The 15,610-nt window shown below is 73.1% G+C and carries 14 protein-coding genes and 2 pseudogenes; 6 read left to right on the top strand and 10 right to left on the bottom strand.

Annotated features, from left to right (window positions below; translation table 11 throughout):
* Positions 1-79: 79 nt before the first annotated feature.
* Together ACIG5E_RS23985 and ACIG5E_RS23990 are read right to left on the bottom strand one after the other, a co-directional pair.
* Positions 80-1,888 carry a helix-hairpin-helix domain-containing protein gene (locus ACIG5E_RS23985; protein WP_396536434.1) on the bottom strand — a complete coding sequence of 603 codons (1,809 nt, stop codon included), beginning with the start codon at positions 1,886-1,888 and terminating at the stop codon, positions 80-82.
* 76 nt (positions 1,889-1,964) lie between these two features.
* On the bottom strand, positions 1,965-2,654 hold the full coding sequence (locus tag ACIG5E_RS23990; protein WP_396536436.1) for a hypothetical protein: 690 nt from the start codon (positions 2,652-2,654) through the stop codon (positions 1,965-1,967).
* A 296-nt stretch (positions 2,655-2,950) separates the two neighbouring features.
* Here ACIG5E_RS23990 and ACIG5E_RS23995 point away from each other — a divergent pair, with 296 nt between their 5' ends.
* Together ACIG5E_RS23995 and ACIG5E_RS24000 are read left to right on the top strand one after the other, a co-directional pair.
* Positions 2,951-3,574 carry an ArsR/SmtB family transcription factor gene (locus ACIG5E_RS23995; protein WP_396536438.1) on the top strand — a complete coding sequence of 208 codons (624 nt, stop codon included), beginning with the start codon at positions 2,951-2,953 and terminating at the stop codon, positions 3,572-3,574.
* Positions 3,571-4,711: pseudogene (locus ACIG5E_RS24000) on the top strand (MFS transporter). The gene ACIG5E_RS23995 and the pseudogene ACIG5E_RS24000 overlap by 4 nt, the downstream one beginning before the upstream one ends.
* A gap of 51 nt (positions 4,712-4,762) precedes the next feature.
* On the opposite strand, the gene ACIG5E_RS24005 reads toward ACIG5E_RS24000, so the two are convergent.
* Positions 4,763-5,431, bottom strand: coding sequence for a DUF6629 family protein (locus tag ACIG5E_RS24005; RefSeq protein WP_396536440.1), 669 nt, complete (start codon positions 5,429-5,431; stop codon positions 4,763-4,765).
* 218 nt (positions 5,432-5,649) lie between these two features.
* Positions 5,650-6,489 (bottom strand): annotated as a pseudogene (locus ACIG5E_RS24010) (DMT family transporter); the annotation flags it as partial.
* 259 nt (positions 6,490-6,748) lie between these two features.
* Between ACIG5E_RS24010 and ACIG5E_RS24015 the strand changes: the two are divergent.
* Complete coding sequence (locus ACIG5E_RS24015; protein WP_188302898.1) at positions 6,749-7,012, top strand: dsRBD fold-containing protein; 264 nt, start codon at positions 6,749-6,751, stop codon at positions 7,010-7,012.
* A gap of 127 nt (positions 7,013-7,139) precedes the next feature.
* Here ACIG5E_RS24015 and ACIG5E_RS24020 read toward each other — a convergent pair whose 3' ends face one another.
* The gene (locus tag ACIG5E_RS24020) at positions 7,140-7,478 is read right to left on the bottom strand and encodes a hypothetical protein (RefSeq protein ID WP_396536443.1); all 339 of its coding nucleotides are present in this window, start codon (positions 7,476-7,478) and stop codon (positions 7,140-7,142) included.
* Positions 7,479-8,111: 633 nt separating this feature from the next.
* Entirely contained in the window at positions 8,112-9,002 is an 891-nt protein-coding gene (locus tag ACIG5E_RS24025; RefSeq protein WP_396536445.1) for an alpha/beta fold hydrolase, read from the bottom strand.
* 174 nt (positions 9,003-9,176) lie between these two features.
* On the opposite strand from ACIG5E_RS24025, the gene ACIG5E_RS24030 reads away from it, so the two are divergent.
* A complete protein-coding gene (locus tag ACIG5E_RS24030) occupies positions 9,177-9,611 on the top strand; it encodes a MarR family winged helix-turn-helix transcriptional regulator (RefSeq protein ID WP_396536542.1) in 435 nt (144 codons plus the stop codon).
* A 75-nt stretch (positions 9,612-9,686) separates the two neighbouring features.
* On the opposite strand, the gene ACIG5E_RS24035 is transcribed toward ACIG5E_RS24030, so the two are convergent.
* Positions 9,687-10,613, bottom strand: coding sequence for an AEC family transporter (locus ACIG5E_RS24035; RefSeq protein ID WP_396536447.1), 927 nt, complete (start codon positions 10,611-10,613; stop codon positions 9,687-9,689).
* 218 nt (positions 10,614-10,831) lie between these two features.
* On the opposite strand from ACIG5E_RS24035, the gene ACIG5E_RS24040 reads away from it, so the two are divergent.
* Complete coding sequence (locus tag ACIG5E_RS24040; RefSeq protein ID WP_396536449.1) at positions 10,832-11,290, top strand: HD domain-containing protein; 459 nt, start codon at positions 10,832-10,834, stop codon at positions 11,288-11,290.
* Between the two features lie 189 nt (positions 11,291-11,479).
* Here the strand turns inward: ACIG5E_RS24040 and ACIG5E_RS24045 are convergent, their stop codons facing one another.
* Positions 11,480-11,854, bottom strand: coding sequence for a transglycosylase SLT domain-containing protein (locus tag ACIG5E_RS24045; RefSeq protein ID WP_396536451.1), 375 nt, complete (start codon positions 11,852-11,854; stop codon positions 11,480-11,482).
* Between the two features lie 552 nt (positions 11,855-12,406).
* Positions 12,407-14,023: a carboxyl transferase domain-containing protein gene (locus ACIG5E_RS24050; RefSeq protein WP_396536544.1), complete on the bottom strand. Its 1,617-nt coding sequence runs from the start codon at positions 14,021-14,023 to the stop codon at positions 12,407-12,409.
* 291 nt (positions 14,024-14,314) lie between these two features.
* Here ACIG5E_RS24050 and ACIG5E_RS24055 point away from each other — a divergent pair, with 291 nt between their 5' ends.
* A complete protein-coding gene (locus ACIG5E_RS24055; RefSeq protein WP_396536453.1) occupies positions 14,315-14,707 on the top strand; it encodes a ribonuclease in 393 nt (130 codons plus the stop codon).
* 80 nt (positions 14,708-14,787) lie between these two features.
* On the opposite strand, the gene ACIG5E_RS24060 is transcribed toward ACIG5E_RS24055, so the two are convergent.
* A complete protein-coding gene (locus ACIG5E_RS24060; protein WP_396536455.1) occupies positions 14,788-15,603 on the bottom strand; it encodes an MOSC domain-containing protein in 816 nt (271 codons plus the stop codon).
* Positions 15,604-15,610: the final 7 nt, after the last annotated feature.

A 15,610-nucleotide genomic window follows, 5' to 3' on the forward strand; every position in this document is an offset into this window, starting at 1 on the left:
TTCCCGGAGCCAGTAGGAAAGGTGCAGATAACGGTGCTCTACTTCCGTAGTGCTGCTTCTGTGTACTACTTCTGCAGCACTACTCCTGTAGTGCGTCCTTGTGGAGAAAACGCTTCAACTTCTGCCACGTCCACGCGTTGATCACGTCCTCGGTGGTGAGCCAGCCGCGCTGCGCCGTACCGATGCCGAAGCGCGGGTAGGCGAGGTGGCCGGTGGCGTGCGCGTCGCTGTCGATCGAGAAGCGCACGCCGTGCCGCTTGGCCCGCAGGACGTCCTCGTCGCGCAGGTCGAGCCGCTGCGGGGAGCTGTTGATCTCGATCGCGGTGCCGGTGCGCGCGGCGGCCTCGAACACCGCGTCCAGGTCGACGTCGATCGGTCCGCGCCTGCCGATCCGCCGGGTGGTGAGGTGGCCGATGATGTGGACGTACGGGTTCTCGCAGGCGCGGATCAACCGGCGGGTCTGGGCGGCGCGGTCGAGGTTGAAGTGCGAGTGCACGGAGGCCACGCAGACGTCGAAGCCGGCCAGGAACTCGGGCGGCCAGTCCACGCCGCCGTCCGGGCCGATGTTCAGCTCGGTGCCGTGCAGCAGGCGCAACTTCTTGTGGCGGTCGGCGAGTCGGCGCAGCTCCTCGCGCTGGGCGAGCATCTTCTCGTCGGTCATCCGCTGCATCACCAGGTCCGGCGCGTGGTCGGTGACAGCGTAGTAGGAGTAGCCACGGGCAGCGGCCGTGTCGATCATCTCGGTGAGGGTGGCCAGGCCGTCGGTCAGGTCGGTGTGGGTGTGCAGGTCGCCGCGAAGGTCCGACTCCTCGATGAGGTCCGGGAGTTCACCGTTCAGCGCGGCCTCGATCTCGCCGCGGTCCTCGCGCAGCGTCGGCGGGATCCAGGGCAGGCCGAGGGCCGCGTACACCTCGTCCTCGGTCGCGGACACCACCTTGGCGCCTTCCGTTCTCGCGCCTTGTCCGCCGTTCTTCTTCGCGTCCTTCGTGTCCGTCGTGTCCTTGGCGCCCTTCCTGGCGGCGCCGTCGACCTCGAACAGGCCGTACTCGGAGAGCTTCAGCCCGGCCCGCACCGCCATCGTGCGCAGCTTGATGTTGTGCGCCTTCGATCCGGTGAAGTAGACCAGCGCGGCGCCCCAGTCCTCCTCCGGGACGACCCTGAGGTCCACCTGGATCCCCTGGGTGGTGCGGACCGAGGTCTTGGTCGGCCCGCTGCCGATCACCTCTGCCACGTAAGGGAGTTCGGTGAGCGCGGCCATCAGCGGGGCGGAGTCGGCGGCGGTCGCCAGCACGTCGATGTCGCCCACCGTCTCGCGCATCCGGCGCAGCGAACCCGCGTACGCGCAGCGGGTGCAGCCGGGGACGGCGGAGAGCGCCTCGACCAGCTGCTCGGCCAGCTCGGTGGCGGTGTCGAGCAGGGTCCGTCCGCCGGACTGCCGCATCAGCTCGATGCCGTGCAGGATCTTCTCGCCGCTGCGCTCGCCGAAGCCGGGCACGTCGGTCAGCTTGTCGGCGCGGATCGCCCCAGCGAGTTCGTCCACGGAGGCGATGCCGAGGTCGCGGTAGAGGGCGAGGGCGCGCTTGGGGCCGACGCTGGGGACCGCCATCATCTCCCGTACGCCGGAAGGGATCTTGGCGCGCAGGGACTCCAGCGCGGGGATCCGTCCGGTGGCGAGGTACTCGGCGATCTTCTCGGCGGTGGACTTGCCGACGCCGGGGATCTGCTGCAGTCCCTTGACGTCCAGATCGGCCAGGTCCTCGGGGTGGCCGCCGACCGCGCGGGCCGCCTTCTCGTAGGCGCGGGCCCTGAAGGCGTCCCCGCCGGTGATGTTGATCAGGTCGGCGTACTCCTGGAGCAGCTCCCTGACCTGGTCGTTGAGCCGGGGCATGGGGCAAGTCTAGGTTCGGCGGCCCCTGTTCGCCGCGCGGCCGTGCGCGCGCGCCGCCCTGCGGGGCGCCGGTCCGCTACTCGTAGGCGACCGTCAGCAGCAGTACGACGGTCAGGCCGCCGCCGGGCGTCGGCTCGACCGCGAGCCGCCCGCCCGCCGCCAGCACCAGGCTGTGCAGCGCCGGGCCGACCGGCCCGGCGGCCCGTACGCCCGCCAGCGGCCACTCGCGGGCCTCTGGCGGCTCGTACGCCCCGCGGTCGGATATTCGTATCTCCACCCGCTCCCGGCCGTGCGCCGTCGTGCCCCGCCCGGCCCCGGTCCGGGGTGCCGTCGGCCCGGTGCGCCTGATGTCCGCCCGGACCAGCACCCGGCCGCCCAGCGGGCTGCGCCGGATCGCGTGGTCGACCAGCCCGGCCACCGCGGCCTCCAGCCGACGGGCGTCCCCGGCCACCACCGGCAGCCCGGGCGCCAGCCGGACCGTGACGGCCGCCGCCCGGCCGCCGCCGCGCACCACCCGGCGCACCACCTCGGCGACCTGGACGTGCCGCGCCTGCGGCTCGCACCCGGCCTGCCGGCCGGTCCAGCGCAGCTGGTCGAGCTCCGTCCGGGACAGCGTCCTCGGCCCGGCCATCGCGATCGGCGGGTACGGCCCGAGGCCCTCCGCTGTGCCCGTACCGCCCTTGCGTTCGGCGCCGCCCGCGCCGCCGAGCGCGCCGAGCGCCCGGGCCCCCGAAGCGACATAGCCCCAGAGCTTCCCGCGTGCCATTGCCCTGCCCCTCGTGCCTGACCGGCGGCCGTCATCGAGTCCGCGGCCGACCGGGGCGGGCCGCTTCCCTGGCCCTGCTGCCAGCCTGCTCCTCCTCCGCCCGGGTGACAATCCGGCTCCGGGACGCGAACCGGGTCCCCGCCCCCGCCGAGCGGCGGGTGGGTGGTCCGCCGACCGGCGGGGAGGGCCGCTCGGGGACCGCCTGGGAGCCCGCGCGGGGATCGCTCGGGGATCGCGACGGAGCATTCGCAAAAAATCCTTTGCAAACAAATCTTTGCGGTCTTAGGCTCCTGGCCATGACCGAAGACCGCGGCTGGATGCACAGTGAAGACCCGCACGTCGTCCTCACTGCCAAGGGCATGAAAGCGATGGCCCACCCCGTGCGGATGCAGTTGGTCGGGCTGCTGCGCAAGCACGGCCCGTCCACGGCGACCAGGCTCGCCGAGCAGCTGGGGCTCAACTCCGGAGCCACCAGCTACCACCTGCGCCAGCTCGCCGCCGCGGGCTTCGTCGAGGAGGACGCGGAGCGCGGCAACGCCCGGGAGCGGTGGTGGCGTTCGGCGCACCGGATGACGGTCTGGACGGGGGAGGACATGGCGGACGAGGAGCCCGAGACGGCCGTCGGCTTCCTGCGCGCCGTGCTGGCCGGCCACACCCTGACCGGGCAGCGCGTGCTCGACTCCTTCGAGACGATGCCCAGTGAGTGGCGCAAGGCGGTCGACTTCAGCGACATGCTGCTGCAGATCACCCCGAGCGAGGCCGAGCAGCTGACCGCCGAGCTGTCCGCGGTCCTCCAGCGCTACCGCCGGGTCGGCGTCGAGGGGCCGGTGCCGGAGGGCAGCGAGCAGGTCTCCGTGGTGGTCCACGTGCTGCCCGACGCGCAGGGGCCGGCCGAACCGGGCGAGGGGGGAGCCGAATGACCACCGTCGCGGCTCCGCCGGTGCGCAACCTGCGGCCGCTGGTCGGGGTGCTCGCCGCCACGGCGGTCTCCCTGACCGGGACGCGGGTCTCGGCCATCGCCCTGCCCTGGTTCGTGCTGGCCACCACCGGCAGCGCCAGCCTGACGGGTCTGGTCGCCTTCGCCGAGATGACGCCGTACGTCCTGGTCAAGGCGCTGACCGGCCCGCTGGTCGACCGGATCGGGCCGCGCGTGGTGTCCTGGACGACGGACGCGATGAGCGCCGTCGCGGCCGGGCTGGTCCCGCTGCTGCACGCCCAGGGGCTGCTGCCGTTCTGGCTGCTGCTGGTGATGGTCGCGGTGATCGGTGCGATGCGCGGGCCGGGGGACTTGGCCAAGTCGGTCATGGTCCCGGAGGCGGTCGATCACGCCAGGGTGCCGATGGAGCGGGCCACCGGGCTGTCCGGCGTCACCGAACGGCTGGCCTCCACGATCGGAGGGCTTCGGCTTCCTCCAGACGGAGCCGCTGCTGCTCACCATGACCGTCATGGTCGGCGTCACCAACCTGCTCGACGCCGGGTTCTCGACCGTCCTGCTCCCGGTCTGGGCCAGGGAGTCCGGCAACGGCCCGGCCGCGATCGGGCTGATCGGCAGTGTCCCGGGCGCTACCGCAGTGGCCGGCAGTCTGATCGCGGCGGCACTCGCCCACCGGCTGCCCCGCCGTACGGTCTACTTCGTCGGCTTCCTGCTCGCCGGGGCCCCGCGCTATCTGGTGCTCGCACTGGACGCGCCGATGTGGGCGGTGGTCTCGGTCTTCGCCCTCTGTGGCTTCGGCGCCGGATTCCTCAACCCGATCCTCGGCGCGGTCCACTTCGAACGGGTGCCCCGCCACCTGCTCGGCCGCGTCCACTCCCTCCGCGACTCCCTGACCTGGGGCGGCATCCCGCTCGGCGGTCTCCTCGCGGGTGCGGCCATCGCTCTGGTGGGCCTGATACCCGGCCTGCTCACGGCCGGGGTCCTGTACTTCGCCACCACCACGCTGACCGGCCTGCGGCCGGAGTGGCGGGAGATGGACCGCCAGCGCGGGTACGGGGGTGCTGAGGCCGTTGAGCAGGTGAGGGAGGGTGCGGAGGTCGCGGTGGAGACGGCACGGCCGTAGCGGTCGGGCATCGAGCGACGGTCGAGGTGAGAGCGACACGAAAGCCATCGTTCATCGACGGTTCGTGGGCGGGTGGCCCGCCCAGTGGAGAAGCAGGAGGCTGGCCAGGGCTGCGAGGGCGCACCAGGTGGAGATGAACGCGAATTGCCAGAGCAGGGCGCAGAGGACGGCGCCCGTTCCGGTGAGCAGGCCGAGGCGGCGGAGCAGGCGGTCGCCGCTGACGAGGAGGGAGCCGACCGTGGCCAGGAGATAGCCGGCGAGCAGAAGGGCCGGGTGCGGGACGCCGACTGCGTAGCCGAGGGTGTGGCCGTGCCGGTTGGCCGTCACCGGGCGGGCAGCGACGGCGGCCGCGAGCGGGATCGCGACCGCTACGCCCAGCAGGGTCAGCAGCGCGAGCACATGGCGGCGGTTCGGGCCGACCGGGTGCCCGGGCTCATGGGCTGCGCACCACACCCCGGTGGGGACCAGTACGGGCAGCAGCGACAGGGCGATCACCGCCCAGGCGGTGCGGGCCGCCTCGGCGAGGGCCGACGGCAGCTCACCGTCGGTGTCGAGCCAGACCAGCGCCTCGATCAGCTGGTGCACGCCCAGCACCAGCGGGAGCGCGGCGAGCGGTAGGCGCTGTGGCCGCCCAGAGCGTCGGGCGCGCACCAGGCAGGCCACGCCGACGCCCGCGACCGCCCCGCCGACCACGGCGTCCGCCTGGGCACTCCAGCACATCGGTCCGCCTACTCGCCCTTCCCGTTCGCGTCAGCGTCGGAGCCGGCATCATCCTTGCCGTTGCCGTTGCCGTTGCCGTTGCCGTTGCCGTTGCCGTTGCCGTTGCCGTTGCCGTTGCTGTCTCCCTCGCGGTCGCCCTGGTCCGGGCCGACGTCGTCGCCGGCCGACCCGTCCTCCGGCGGCACGCCGATGCTCTCCAGGGTTTCCCGGACGCTGCCGGGCATCGCCGGATGTCGGCCGATCACGATCACCCCGATCACGATCGCCACCAGCCCGGCGGCCTCCCAGGCCAGCGCGCCCGGGGTGACCCGCAGCCGGTCGCCGAGGAAGCCGACCGCGCAGGCGATCCCGGACAGCGGCTGGGCGGCGGTCAGCGCGGGCAGGGACATCCGCAGCGGGGCGGCTTCGAAGGCGCTCTGCACCAGCAGCAGTCCGACCACGCCTGCCGCCACCACCGCGTACGGCTGCCAGGTGCGCAGCACCACCGCCAGCCCGCTGTGGTCGAGGCGCTGGGTGGTGGTGCGGGTCAGCGCGTCCTGGAGGCCGTAGAGCAGTCCGGCGGCGAGTGCCAGCAGGGTGGCCTCCTCGAACAGTGGCAGCCGTCGGGCGAGCGCGACCAGCAGCAGGGTCAGCCCGACCACCGTGCCGACCACCAGCCAGCGGCGCAGCTCCCCGGCGGGCGGACCGCCCCCGGTCGGCTGCCCGGCCACGATGAACGCCGTCACCCCGAGGCCCAGCAGCAGCACTCCGGCCCAGCCGGAGCGGCCGAGGGTCTGACGGGTCAGCGCCCGGGAGAGCGCCATGGCGAAGAGCAGGTTGGTCGCGAGCAGCGGCTCGACCAGCGACACCTCGCCCTGGTTGAGCGCGAGCGCTGAGAGGAGCAGACCGCCGACCATGAACCCGGTGCCGAGCAGCCACTCGGGCATCCGCATCAGGTCCAGCAGCAGGCGCCAGCGAAGCATGTCGGCACCGGGGGCCCGTTGCGCCGCGTGCTGCTGGAGGACGAATCCGAGTCCCAGACAGCAGGCTGCGCTCAGAGCGAGGAGGAAGACCGCCACGGAGGGACCACCAGGTTGTCGCTGCCCCGCGCCGGCGGGTCCGGGGAGGGTCGACGGTCGCGGCGCGCTTCCGTCAGCGTACCGCCGGGGCGGCGGCCGGGCCGATCGGACGCGGCGGTACCGGGCCGGTTCTCGCGGCAACTGCCGCGCTTGCCGCCACGGGTGGGGCGGGCGCACGCTGGTGTGAGCGGCCGCCACGGGTCCACCGCCCTGGTCGGCCCGGACCGGCGTGACGGGGGCCGGCGCCAGGAGGTGTGGCATGCACAACCAGTGGGACGTGGAGCTGAGCTTCGACGAAGACGGCGTGCACACGGTGTGCGACGCCAGGTTGACGGGCGCGAGGGCGCCGGGCCTGAGCGCGCACGGCGAGGCCGAGAAGAGCGCGGAGGACCGTCCGCTCGCCAGGATCGGCGAGGAGGTCGCGGCCTCCCGGGCTCTCGAGGAACTGTCCCGCAAGCTGCGGGCCCAGGCCACCGGGGAGATCGAGGACGAGGGGCACCGCCCGGGTTATTTGATCTACTGACGGTCGACGGGCGGAGCTCGACACGCCGAGCGGCAGGTACGACCGGGCCGATCGGCAGGCTCGGTGTGACCAGCGGTCCCGGGGTGGTTGTGCGGGCACGGCCGCCCCGGCGCCGTTACGGCCGAGTTCAGCTCCAGGGATTGGCCGGCTGGTGGTCGATGGCCGTCCAGAAGCGGCCGCTGGTCGGGATCCCCTCCGGGGCTGGGCGGCCGTCCACCCGGATGCACAGCACCGGCAGTTCGGTCCCCGGGTCGGTGTCGCCGAGGTAGGGGCTGCCGAGGCTGTCGGTGCCGACGTGCACCGAGGCATCGCGCGGCTCCAGGACCGTCCAGGTCAGCCCCAGGTGCCCGCCCGGCGAGGCGGCGGCCGGGGCCGGACCGTCGGCGCCGGACGCATCGCTCGGGGGGGCGACGGTCAGGGCGGCGAGCGCGAGCACCGCCGCAGGGGCGAGGCGTCGGAGGAACACGGCTATGGCTGCTCCAGGGAGGAGGCGTGGGAGCGGGGCGGCTGCGGGGCGACAGTGTGCCAGCGCCAAGCCTCCTCTGGGGCACGAGACTTGAGAGGTCCGTCGGTTTCCGGCTGCCACGCTCTCGACAACCCCGAGCTGCACCAGGGGCCCTGTCTGCATGCCCGGCGAGCGGCAAGATCGCCCGGCGGAGTTCGTCCAGTCGAACCCGTGTCTACCGATCGGTACGACAACGACTTCTCACCGCGGATCGGGTGAGGCCAGAACCTGAAAGACTTCCGAGGTCGGGAACGGGGGCGTCATCGCGGCGCTGGCTCTGGAAGGCCACAGCGACGCATCGGCGTCTGCCGCCACGACGACATGCTCCTCCATGAGCGCCGATCCCGCGCCGGCGCCAACAAGAGCGATTGTGAGACACGGCTGGTGGGGGCTTCGCGCAGAAAGTCGGTGGGGTCGACTATCTGCGCGGTGGCGTGGGCTCGGGGCATGGGGCAGGTGCGGCCGGGGTGGGGGAGTTGAGGGCCTGCTGGTTGACCTTGGGTGTGGCGGTTATGGGCCAGGGGTGAGGCGCGACTGGTGGGGGGAGCTTGTGCAGGAAGTCGGTGGGGGTGACTTCCTGTGCGGTGGCGGGGGTCAGGGGCGGGGAGGGGTGAGGAAGTTGAGGATGTGCTGGTTGACCTCGGGGGCGGCGGTCATGGGGAGGTTGTGGTGGGAGGCGCCCGGGATCGTGGTCACGGTCGCGTGGGGGACGGTGCGGCGGGTGGCGTCGGCGGTGTGGTGGGGGTCGTGGGCACGGGAGTGTTCGGCGTAGAGGGTGAGGAGGGGGGTGGTGAGGGTGCGGAGTCGGGTGGGGGTGGGGTGGGGGCCGGTGATGACGGGGGAGGCGGGGAAGTCGGCGTAGCCGAGGGCGTAGAGCTCGCGCCAGTCGGGATCGGTGTGGGGGTCGCCGGCGGCTTCCCAGTCGAGGTAGTTGCGGGCGCGGGCCGGGGTGCGGCGGGGGAGGAAGAGGGGGAGGGCGCGTAGGAGGTAGCCGGGGCGGTAGCCGGCGAAGCACTGGGTGGGGTCGAGCAGGGCGAGGCGGCTGACCCGGGTGGGGGCGTGCAGGGTGTATTCGAGGGCGATCCAGCCACCGTACGAGTGGCCGCAGAAGTCGGCGGTGGGGACGCCCAGTTGGTCGAGTACGGCGTCGAGCCAGCCGAGCAGGCCGGGGACGTCGCCGAGCGCGGTGCCGTCGTGGACGCTGCGCCCCGGGTCGCCGATGAGGTCGATGGCGAGGACGCGGTGGCCGGCCTCGGCCCAGGCGCCGGCGTTGGCGTACCACATGGTGGAGGTGGCGCCGCCGCCGTGGAGCAGGACGAGGGGGTGGCCGTCGGCGGGACCGCAGGCGTTGACCCGGGTGGTGCCGTGGGCGGTGCGGACGGTGAGCGGCTCGACCGGGACGGGCCACCGGGCGAGCAGTGCGTCGTACGCCGCGAGGAAGGGCGCGAGGCGCGGCGGGTGGGAGGGGGCGGTGCGGGCGGACATGATGGGCCTCCGCGGTGTGGTGTGATCGCGTGCGGTTGACGCACGGGACCACTGCTGGGTCGGGGGTGGGCCAGTCGCTAAATCACTCGTTGAACAAGTATCTCGCTGAGCGAGAGAATAATGGCACAGGCGTGCCCGAGGAAGGACGAGAGGGTGTCCGAGGTTGAGGAGCCGATGCGGCTGGTCCACCTGCTGCGCGGTCTGACGGTCGAACTCGACCTGTTCGGGGCCGAGTTCGCGGCCCGCAGCGGTCTGCATCCGACCGATCTGCGGGCGCTGATCCACCTGCTGGACGCGGCCCGGGCCGGGGAGGTGGTCACCCCGGGCCGGCTCGGGGAGGCGCTGCGGCTGAACTCGGCGGGCACCACCGGCCTGGTGGACCGGCTGGAGCGGCTCGGGCTGATCCGCCGCGAGCGCGATCCGGGGGACCGGCGGAAGGTCCGGCTGGTGGTGGAGGAACGGGCGATGGAGCTGGGGCAGGGCTTCTTCGGCGGGTTGATCGGGGACCTGGTCGCGGCGATGGGCCGGTTCGACCCGGCCGAGCTGGCGACGGCCCGGCGCTTCCTGGAGGCGATGACCTCCGTGGTGGCCACCGCCCGGCAGGAATGAGGAGCAGGAGTGAGGAGGCGGAAGGGAGAAAGCAGAAGGGAGGAAGCAGAAGTGAGGACGGGTCGGCGGTCGGGGCTACGCGGGCCCGAGGGTCCACGCGATCACGGACAGGGTCACCATCGATACCAGCGTCGACCAGAGCACCGTGTCCCGGGCGAGGTCGGTGCCCTGTCCGTACTCGCGGGCGTAGGTGTAGACGTTCTGCGCCGTCGGCAGGGCGGAGAAGAGCACCACGGTGAGCAGCTGGTGGGTGGGCAGGTGGAGCACCGGGCCGGCCACGACGAGGGTGACGAGCGGCTGGACCAGGGTCTTGATCGCGACGGTGAGTCCGACCTCGGCGCGACGGGAGCGGCCGTCGGCGGGCGGGCGGTTGTGCAGCGACATGCCGAGGGCGACCAGGGCGGTCGGCACTCCGGCGCCGCCGAGCAGTTCGGCGGAGTGGTGGAGCTCGGCGGGTAGCTGCAGCCCGGTCGCGGATGCGAGGGCGCCGAGCGCGGTGGCGAGCAGGATCGGGTTGCGCAGCGGCAGGGTGAGCAGGGCCCGGCGGCCGGCCGTGCCGCTGTCCAGGACGGCCAGGACGGCCGGGGTGACCAGCAGGATCTGGAACAGGATCACCGGTCCGACGAAGGAGGCGTCGCCGACGACCTGCATGGTCACCGGGATGCCGAGGTTGGCGGAGTTCACGTAACCGGCGGCCATCGCGCCGATCGTCAGTTCGCCGCGTTCACGCTGGAAGAGCACGCGCCCGGCGAGCAGCCCGAGGCCGGTCGCGACGGCGGCGCCGGCCACGAAGGCGAGCATCGACGGGTTGGCGAAGTGTCCCAGCGGGGTGCGGGCGATCATCAGGAAGAGTGCGGCCGGCATCGCGACGTGGAAGACGTAGCGGGTCAGCACCATCTCCGCCTGCGGTCCGATCAGCCCGGCGCGGGCGACGACGTAGCCGACCGCGGTGAGGGCCCAGATCGGGGCGAAGGCGGACAGCAGCGGGTGGAGGGCGGGCATGCTTCCTCGGATCGCTCGTACGGGTCTGCCGGGTGAGGCGGGTGTGTCGCCCGGCCGAGGGCCCAGGGCCACCGAGACCGCCGAGACCCCCCGTGGCAGTAAACCAGTGGCTTCGAGGAGTTGATCAACGGGCCCACCCACGGGCCCACCCACGGGCTCGCAGCGAGGAGGGGGCCGGGCCCGGAGAGCGTCCCGGCGGATGGGCCTACGATGAGCCGGTGGATGACCAGTACCTGAGCCTGTCCGAGGTCGAGACCATCGCGCGCCGCGCCCATGAGGGGCAGGTGGACAAGAACGGCCATCCGTACGGCGATCACATCGCCGCGGTCGCCGGGGGGACGGCGGCCCGCGGCGGCAGTGAGGCGCAGATCGCGGCGGGCTGGCTGCACGACACCGTCGAGGACGGCCGGCTGAGCCGGGAGTGGCTGGCGGGGGCCGCGCTGCCGGAGGCGACCAAGGCGATCGTGGACGCGCTCACCCGGCGGCCGGAGGAGCCGATAGAGGAGTACACCGCGCGCATCCTGGCCACGCCCGGCGCGCTGCTGGTCAAGCGCGCCGACCTGGCGCACAACTCCGACCCGGAACGGCTGGCCGCGCTGGACCGGGCGACCGCCGAGCGGCTGGCCGCCAAGTACGCGCGGATGCGGGAGCTGCTGGGGCTCACCGGGGAGCTCTGAACGGCGGAGGAGCCGCCGGGAGCCGCCCACCGGACGGCCGGCGCGGGAAAGCACGGCAGGGCCCGGGCCACGCGGTTCGCGCGGGCCCGGGCCCTGTCGGGTCACCCCGGTGGTCCCTGTCCGACCCCCGGGGTGAGGGGGGAATGGTCAGGAGACGGGTGGAAGCCGGTACGCCGGTGGTCGGTCGGCTTAGTACCAGTGGTGGTTCTGCCAGAAGACCCAGGCGGCGTTCGGGCTGCCGTAACGGGTGTTCATGTAGTTCAGCGCCCACTTGATCTGGGTGGCCGGGTTGGTCCTCCAGTCGGCGCCGGCGGAGGCCATCTTGGAGGCCGGCAGCGCCTGGCCCAGTCCGTAGGAACCCGAGCTCGGGTTGGTCGCGGTCACGTTCCAGCTGGACTCGTGCGAGATGATGTGGCTGAACGACGCCAGCTGGTTCGCCGGGACGATGCGCGCGGCGATGGCCTGCGGGGAGGAGGCGGTGGCGGCGTTCGCGGTGGCGGGCAGGACGCCGCCCAGGACGGTCAGACCAGCGGCGCCGGCGAGGATCGCGGCGGAAGTGCGCATACGGAGCTTGAAAGCGGGCATGTAAGACAGGACCTCAATCGGGTTGGGCCGAGTCGCGCCCCACCCAGGACCACGGGCCGGACAGGGGCCGTTGCGGTTGTGGGGCGCGACTCGGCGGCAAGCCGTCCACCAGCGGGACAGGAGCTGGTGCGGCTGACGACGAGAGCCATTGTTGCCAGACCGGATCGGCCCTCGCCAAGACCCCCTTGTTACGACGCACGGTCGTACGCGCAGTGGTCGCCGTGGATTCGAAGGGCCTCCCGGCTCGGGTGCGCGTATGGCCTCTGAGCTGGGCGGACATGGGCGGCCAGGAGTGGGTGCGCGGGCGTGGCAACCGCTCCGCACCCCCCACTACCGCCGCTCGTAGCCGCGAATCCTCTGTGAGCGCACTCACCGTTTGGGAGCCGCGGCGGTCACCCGACGGTCCGATCACAACACTTTGGGTACTGACGATCTGTGCCCGGCGCCACAGGATCCGGTCACGATCCGCGGGGGTCGGCTCACCGACGGTCGCCGAAGCCCGTCGAAAGCGCCCGAAAGCCCCCCGAAAGCTCACCGGAGGTCGCCGAGGCGCCGGTGCCGGAGTGCTCGGGCGGCGAGCCGGTCCGTCTCGCCGGTGGCCGACAGCTCACCGAGTGCCACGGCGAGTGCCGCTCCCAGGCGTGCGCAGAAGGCCTCCGGCTCCTCGGCGGCGTCCGGCAGCTCCGGGATTACCTCGTCCACCAGCCCGACCTCCGCCAGGTCGTGGGCGCCGATGCCCTGGGCCCGGGCCAGCTCGGCGGCGTGGGCGCCGTCCCGGTGCACGATCGCCGAGGCGCCCTCCGGCGGCAGCGGGGCCAGCCAGGCGTGCCCGGCGGCGAGCACCCGGTCGGCGGGGAGCAGCGCGAGCGCACCGCCGCCGGAGCCCTGGCCGAGCAGGACGGCGAGGACGGGCGTGCGCAGCGCGAGCAGGGTGGTCAGGCAGTGCGCGATCTCCACCGCGATCCCGTCCAGCTCGGCCTGCGCGGACAGCTCGGCCCCGGCGGTGTCCACCACGGTCACCAGTGGCAGGCCCAGCTGCTCGGCCAGGCGCGCGGTGTGCCGGACGGCCCGCAGGTCGGCGGCGGTGAAGGGGCGCTCGTGCTCCGGGGTCTGCCGCTGCTGGCCGACCACCAGGACGGGCCGGCCGCCGAGCACGGCGAGCGCCCGGACCAGTGCGCCGTCGCGGCCGCCGGGCGCGTCCAGCAGCACCAGCTCCTCGGCGGTGCGGCGCAGCAGCTCTCGGGTGCCGGGGCGGTCGGGGCGCCGGGTGCGGCGGACGGAGTCCCAGGCGTCGGGGTGCGGGCCGGGCTGCTCGGCGGGGCGGCCGGACGAAGTGGCACCCCTGTTTCCGGACGTGGTGACACCCCTGTGTGACTCAGCGAGACCCCTGTCAGCGAGACCCCGGTGAGCGAGACCCCTATAAGGGGGAGGCGTCGTACCGAGGACGGCGAGCGTGCGGCGGAGCAGTTCCCGCAGTTCCTGTGGCGGCACCACGGCGTCCACCAGTCCGTGCCCGGCCAGCGTCTCGGCCTGCTGGACGTCCGCAGGCAGTTCCACACCGCGCAGTTCCTCGTACACCCGCGGGCCGAGGAAGCCGAGTCGGGCGCCCGGCTCGGCGAAGACCAGCTGGCCGAGGGCGCCCCAGGAGGCGAAGACCCCGCCCATGGTCGGGTTGCGCAGATAGGTGAGGTAGGGGAGGCCGGCCGCGCGGTGGGCCTGGACGGCGGCGGTGATGCGGAGCATGCAGAGGAAGGCCGCCGAGCCCTCCTGCATCCTGGTGCCGCCGGAGACCGGCAGGGCGAGCAGCGGGAGCCGCTCGGCGGTGGCGCGCTCGACGGCCCGGGTGATCCGCTCGGCGGTGGCGACGCCGATCGAGCCGCCGAGGAAGCCGAACTCGGAGGCGACCAGGGCGACCGGCCGTCCGTCGATCAGGCCGCGGCCGGTGAGCACGGCCTCGTCCAGGCCGGTGCGGTCGCGGGCCCGGTCGAGCGAGGCGCGGTAGCCGGGATCGGTGGGCGGCGCGGGCGGCGGCTCGTCCCAGCTGTGGAAGCCGTCCGGGTCGACGAGCAGTCCGATCAGCTGGTGGGCGGTCAGCGCCGTGCCCTTGCCGACGGCCGAACCCTTGCTCGTACTGGTGCCCGTGTCCATGTCCACCCCGTCAGAGATCGTTCCGGTCCGACACGATCCGTCACTCTATGCGGCGCGGGCGGGCCGTTGTGGGAGTGCTGTGAAGGTGTGAGGAGCCCGACAATGCGGCGCACGGTTTGTTCGATGGCGGTCGACCCAAGGGTGGCGCAGACGGTTCGTGGCCGGTCCCGACGGAGCGTCACCGGGGGTCGACGTACAGCTCAAGTCGCAGGCGGGGAAAGGAAGTTACCCACCGGTTAAAAGTTTCCGGAGGCCTTTCGGAGTTGTCCGTGGCTCGCCACACTGGTGGACATGACTCGCACTCTACGCGCGTGGAAGACCCGCGCTGCCGCCATCACCGCCGTCGCCCTGATGACCCTCGCTCCCGTCGCCGTCGCCACCGAGGCGCACGCCGACGTGAGCGGCACGGTGTGCCTGTCCACGCTTCCGCCGGAGGCCACCGACACCCTGAACCTGATCGCCTCGGGCGGCCCGTTCCCGTACTCGCAGGACGGCGTGGTCTTCCAGAACAGAGAGAGCGTCCTGCCCAGCCAGTCCTACGGGTACTACCACGAGTACACCGTCATCACCCCGGGCTCGCCGACGCGCGGCGCCCGCCGGATCGTGACCGGCCAGCAGAACCAGGAGGACTACTACACCGGCGACCACTACGCCACGTTCTCCCTGGTCGACCAGACCTGCTGACGCCCGCCCGCGCGACCGTGGCCCTGGCGGGGACGCCCGCCGGAGCCACGGTCGCCGCAGGGCACGGTCCAGGCCGCGCCCTACAGCTCGGACGACCCCCAGTCGCTCACCGTCAGCTCGTCCCCGACCCGCAGGGTGCCCGGCCGCAGCACCGAGAACTTGCTGCCGAACGCGACCCCGCCGGCCGTCGCCCGGCGGTAGCGCGCCAGCGTGCGCAGCGGCTCCGGGCCGGCCTTGGCACCGGTGGACTGGTCCACCAGCGTCACCGAGCAGCGGATCGCCAGCTTCGTGTAGCCCAACTCGACGCCGCCGACGGTGAACCGGCGCAGCAGGTCCTCGGTGTGCGGCTCCGGCCAGCCGTCCACCACCAGGTTCGGGCGGAACCGCTCCACCGGCAGCGGAGCCCCGCCGGTGCGCGCGTTGAAGTCGTCCAGGCTGGAACGGGACAGCAGGTGCACCGCGCTGCTGTCGGCGAAGCCGGACGTCCCCGGGTGCAGCCCGTCGGTCACCCGGTCGTGCTCCGGCGGAACCCGAACCAGCCGGCTGGGCGCACCCAGCACCCGGGAGAACCAGTCCGCCGCCTCGTCGCCCTGGTCGACGGCGCGGAAGGGCGCGCCGAACAACTGCACCTCGCGGCGCGGGCCCAGGGTGTCCACGGCAAACGCCACCGGCTCCACCCCGGGAGCGGCGAGGGCCAGCCGGTCGTCCGGCTCCACCGTCGGGCGGATGGTGGCCAGCAGCGCGTCACGCCGCTGGGAACGGAACACGCCCCGCTCGTCCACCACCATGAACGCCCGGTCGTGGGCCAGCCCGGCCGGGGTCAACTCCGCCTGCTCGACCCGCACTTCGGCGCAGCCCTTCACCGGGTAGTACCGCAACTCCGTCACCATGGCCATGCCGCCC

It is taken from the genome of Kitasatospora sp. NPDC053057 (genome assembly GCF_044546945.1).
Classification (GTDB): Bacteria; Actinomycetota; Actinomycetes; order Streptomycetales; family Streptomycetaceae; genus Kitasatospora.